Consider the following 4,647-nt stretch of genomic DNA (forward strand, 5'->3'; position numbering starts at 1 on the left):
GACCTGGCGCTTCCCCGACGGCGTCGCCCGCCGCGCCGCGTCGCTCGCGGGCGCCGGGCTGGTGGCCCTGCTCGCGCAGCAGGCCGCCGTGCTCGCCACCGTCTGGGTCACCAACTACCGCAGCGGCAACGGCACCCTCAACGTCTACACCTACGTCCAGGCCGTCTACCTCCTCCCGTATGCCGTGCTCGCGGTGCCCGTGGCCATCTCCACCTTCCCGACCCTGGCGGCCCAGGCCGCCCGGGACGGCGCCTCGCAGGAGGAGGCCGCTGCGGAAGCGGTGGAGCTGGAGGTGTTCGAGCGGGAGGCCGCTGAGCGTGAGGCCGCTGAGCGTGAGGCGACCGTTGAGCGGGACGCGCAGACCCGTCGGGCCAGCACCCGGGCCGACTCGTCTGCGGGAGCGAACCCGGCCGAGGCCGGCGCACTCGCCGGCGCAGAGCAGGAGAGCACAGGCCGCGGCGACGCCGACGGGGGAGCGGCCGGCGACGTCGGCGAGGCCTCCCGCACGCTGGCCCGCTCCACCCGCGCCGTGGCGGTCGTGGGGGTCCTCGGCGCCGCGGTGCTGCTGGTCGCCTCGAAGCCCCTCGGCGCGTTCTTCGCCGCGCTCGACGCGGGACGCCACCAGCCGGTCGGCCGGGCGGCCCTGCAGGCGATGCCGGGGGCCATGGACGCCTACGCCCTCGGGCTGGTCGGCTTCGGCCTGGCCGCCGTCCTGACCCGTGCGCTCTACGTCCGGGGCCGGCCCCGGATCGCAGCCGTGGCAGTGGCGGCCGGCTGGCTGGTCGCCGCGGTCTGGCCGCTGCTGGCGCTGACGGGGCCGACCGAGCCCACCCGCACGCTGCGCACCCTGGGGGTCGCCAGCAGCGCCGGGATGACGCTGACCGGGGTGCTCCTGCTCGTGGCGGTGCGCCAGGCCTGGGGTGCGCCCGCCCTGCGCGGGCTGCCGCGCACGCTGGTGGCGGCGCTGGTGGCGGCGGTCGTGTCGGTGGCTCCGGGCCGGGCCCTCGCCACTGCGCTGCCCACACGAGGCCTGCTGCCCTCGGTGCTGGCCGGTGTGCTGGTGACGGCCGTGACCGTCGTCGTGTTCGTGGCCGTGCTCGCCCTGGCCGACCGGGACACCGGCCGACTGCTCACCGCCCGGCTGCGCTCGCGGGTGCTGCGGAGGTCGGGATGAGGGTGGTGATGGTGCTCGGCCGCAGCACCGGGGGGATCGGCACCCACGTGTCCCAGCTGTCGGCCGACCTGCGCGCCGCCGGCGCCCACGTCGTCGTGGTCACCCACCCCGCGACCGCCGAGCGGTTCGAGCTCGGGGACGTGCGCCCCTGGTGGCCGCGCGTGCGGCCGGCCGGTGCGGCAGCGGCGAGCCTCCGTCACCTGCTCGCGCTGCGCCGGCTCGCCGCCGCCAGCGACGTCGTGCACGCCCACGGGCACCAGGCCGGCCTGCTGGCGGCCCTGGTCACCCTGGGCCTGCGCCGGCCCCGCCTCGTCGTCTCCCAGCACAACGCGGTCCTCGCCGGCTCGGGTCGGCTGCGCCTGAAGGAGCTGGCCCAGCGCCTCGTGGCCCGGCGGGCGGACCTGGTCACCGGGGCGAGCAGCGACCTGGTGAGCCAGTCCCGCGACCTCGGCGCGCGCGATACCCGGCTGGCCCCCGTGCCGTCCCCCCGCGTCCCCGTGCTGCTGGCCCGGGAACCGCTGGACCGGGAGGGCCGCGCCGCCGAGCGGGCGGAGCTGCTGCGCGAGGCGGGGCTCGAGGTCGACGCCGGTCGGCCGCTGGTGCTGACCATCTCGCGGATCGCCCCGCAGAAGGACCTCGACGTGCTCGTGCGCGCCGCGTCCCGGCTGTCGACGCCCACCACCTGGGTGGTCGTCGGTGACGGTGACGAGGCGCTCCTGGCCGGGCTGCGGGAGCTCGTGGGGCAGGTCGCGGCGCCGGTCCACTTCGTGGGCGCCCGCCGCGACGCCGACCGGTGGCTGCGCGCGGCCGAGGCGTTCATCCTGCCCAGCGCGTGGGAGGCCCGCGCGCTGGTCGTGCAGGAGGCGATGGCGGCCGGCACGCCGGTGGTCGCCACCGACGTCGGCGGGCTCCACGACCTCGTCGAGGGGGTCGGCCTGCTCGTCCCCGCAGGGGACCCGGCGGCCGTGGCCGAGGCCACACGCACGGTGCTCACCGACCCCGACCTGCGCGAACGCCTTGCCCGGCAAGGACGTTCCGCCGCCGCTGCCCTGCCCGACGGCGACGACACGGCCGCGACATGGCTGGCGTGGTACTCCGAGGGCCCGTCGATGACGTAGAGTGCAAGTCCGTGGTTGAGCAGACAAAGCACATCTTCGTGACCGGAGGCGTCGCCTCTTCGCTCGGCAAGGGGCTCACGGCCTCGAGCCTCGGACACCTGCTTCGGGCCCGCGGACTGCGGGTGACGATGCAGAAGCTCGACCCCTATCTCAACGTGGACCCGGGGACGATGAACCCGTTCCAGCACGGCGAGGTCTACGTCACCGCGGACGGGGCCGAGACCGACCTGGACATCGGCCACTACGAGCGTTTCCTCGGCGTCGAGCTCGACGGCTCCGCCAACGTCACGACCGGCCAGGTCTACAGCCAGGTCATCGCCAAGGAGCGCCGCGGGGAGTACCTCGGGGACACCGTCCAGGTCATCCCGCACATCACCAACGAGATCAAGGCGCGGATGCGCGCCACCGCGGAGGGCCCGGCCGACAAGCGCCCCGACGTGATCATCACCGAGATCGGCGGCACCGTCGGCGACATCGAGTCGCTGCCCTTCCTCGAGGCCGCGCGCCAGGTGCGCCACGACGTGGGCCGCGACCACGTCTTCTTCCTGCACGTCTCGCTGGTGCCCTACCTCGCCCCGAGCGGTGAGCTGAAGACCAAGCCGACCCAGCACTCCGTGGCCGCGCTGCGCCAGGTAGGCATCCAGCCCGACGGGCTCGTGCTGCGCGCCGACCGGGTCATCCCCGAGGGCATCAAGCGCAAGATCTCGCTGATGTGCGACGTCGACACCGAGGCCTGCGCCGCCGCCGTCGACGCACCGAGCATCTACGACATCCCCAAGGTGCTGCACGGCGAGGGCCTGGACGCCTACGTCATCCGCCGCCTCGGCCTGCCGTTCCGCGACGTCGACTGGCACGACTGGGACGAGCTGCTGCGCCGCGTGCACAACCCCGAGCACGAGGTCGAGATCGCCCTGGTGGGCAAGTACATCGACCTGCCCGACGCCTACCTGTCGGTCACCGAGGCGATGCGCGCCGGCGGCTTCCACCACGACGCCAGGGTCCGCATCCGCTGGGTCGCCAGCGACGAGTGCCAGACCGAGTCCGGCGCGCAGAAGGCGCTCGGCGGGGTCGACGCGGTGCTCGTGCCCGGGGGCTTCGGCGTCCGCGGCATCGAGGGCAAGCTCGGCGCCCTGCGCTGGGCCCGCGAGCGCGGCGTGCCGACCCTGGGCATCTGCCTGGGCCTGCAGTGCATGGTCATCGAGTACGCCCGCACCGTGGCCGGCATCGCCGACGCGTCCTCCAGCGAGTTCGACCCGGGCACCGAGCACCCGGTCATCGCGACGATGGAGGAGCAGAAGGCCTTCGTCGAGGGCGCCGGTGACCTCGGCGGCACGATGCGCCTGGGCCTGTACCCCGCGGCCCTCACCGAGGGCTCGGTCGTCGCCGAGACCTACGGCTCGACCAAGGTCGAGGAGCGGCACCGTCACCGCTACGAGGTCAACAACGCCTACCGCGAGCAGCTCGAGGAGGCCGGTCTGCGCTTCTCCGGCACCTCGCCGGACGGCACGCTGGTGGAGTTCGTCGAGCTGCCCGCCGACGTGCACCCGTACTACGTCTCCACCCAGGCCCACCCGGAGTTCCTGTCCCGCCCGGACAAGGCCCACCCCCTGTTCGCCGGCCTGGTCGGCGCGGCGATCGACCAGCAGCGCCAGGCCCGCCTGGTGGAGGTCGAGCGTCCCCGCGCCGACCTCGCCGAGGCCGAGCAGGCTGACCCGGTCGCGGCGCCGTGAGCCTGGATGCGCCGTCCCTGTCCGCGCACGAGCTGAGGGACCGGCTGGAGTCCCGGCCGGTCTCCGAGCGCGAGGTGCTGCTCAAGGGCATGGTGTGGGACGTGGTGCGCGACACCGTCGACCTTGGCGAGGCTGGCACCGTGCGTCGGGAGTACGTCCTGCACCCCGGCGCCGTGGGCACCGTCGCGATGGACGACAAGGGCCGGATCCTGCTCGTCCAGCAGTACCGCCACCCCGTCGGCCACTATGACTGGGAGCTGCCCGCCGGGCTGCTCGACGTCGAGGGTGAGCCGCCGTGGGAGGCCGCGGCGCGCGAGCTGCACGAGGAGGCCGACCTGACCGCCGGGACCTGGCACGTCCTGGTCGACCACTTCGCCTCACCCGGCGGACTGTCCGAGGTGCTGCGCCTGTTCCTGGCCCGTGACCTCGCGTCCGTGCCGCACGAGGACCGGCACGAGCGCGAGGCGGAGGAGCTCGGGATGCCCGTGCGCTGGGTCGACCTCAACGAGGCGGTGGCCGCAGTCCTCACCGGTCGGCTGCACAATCCGGCCGCGATCATCGGCATCCTCACCGCCTACGCGGCACGGGAGCTCGACTGGGGCACGTTGCGGCCCTACGACGCCCC

4 protein-coding genes are annotated in these 4,647 nt (G+C 74.6%); all 4 read left to right on the forward strand.

The annotated features are described in order from the left end of the window. The coding region (locus tag VF825_RS14700) for a lipid II flippase MurJ (RefSeq protein ID WP_331114604.1) at window positions 1-1,174 on the forward strand (1,174 nt) is incomplete at its 5' end. Then, window positions 1,171-2,292, forward strand: a complete 1,122-nt coding sequence (locus VF825_RS14705; RefSeq protein WP_331114606.1) for a glycosyltransferase family 4 protein — start codon at window positions 1,171-1,173, stop codon at window positions 2,290-2,292. The genes VF825_RS14700 and VF825_RS14705, both read left to right, overlap by 4 nt. Before the next feature lie 11 nt (window positions 2,293-2,303). After that, on the forward strand, window positions 2,304-4,022 hold the full coding sequence (locus VF825_RS14710) for a CTP synthase (RefSeq protein WP_331114608.1): 1,719 nt from the start codon (window positions 2,304-2,306) through the stop codon (window positions 4,020-4,022). Then, window positions 4,019-4,647, forward strand: a 629-nt coding sequence (locus VF825_RS14715) for an NUDIX hydrolase (protein WP_331114610.1), incomplete at its 3' end; no start/stop codon positions are given. The genes VF825_RS14710 and VF825_RS14715, both read left to right, overlap by 4 nt.

The organism is Oryzihumus sp. (assembly GCF_036391795.1).
Classification (GTDB): Bacteria; Actinomycetota; Actinomycetes; order Actinomycetales; family Dermatophilaceae; genus Oryzihumus.

What these genes read in the sequence shown, in the direction of transcription:
- VF825_RS14705 (WP_331114606.1), top strand. Translation starts at nt 1,171, where the DNA reads ATGAGGGTGGTGATGGTGCTCGGCCGCAGCACCGGGGGGATCGGCACC.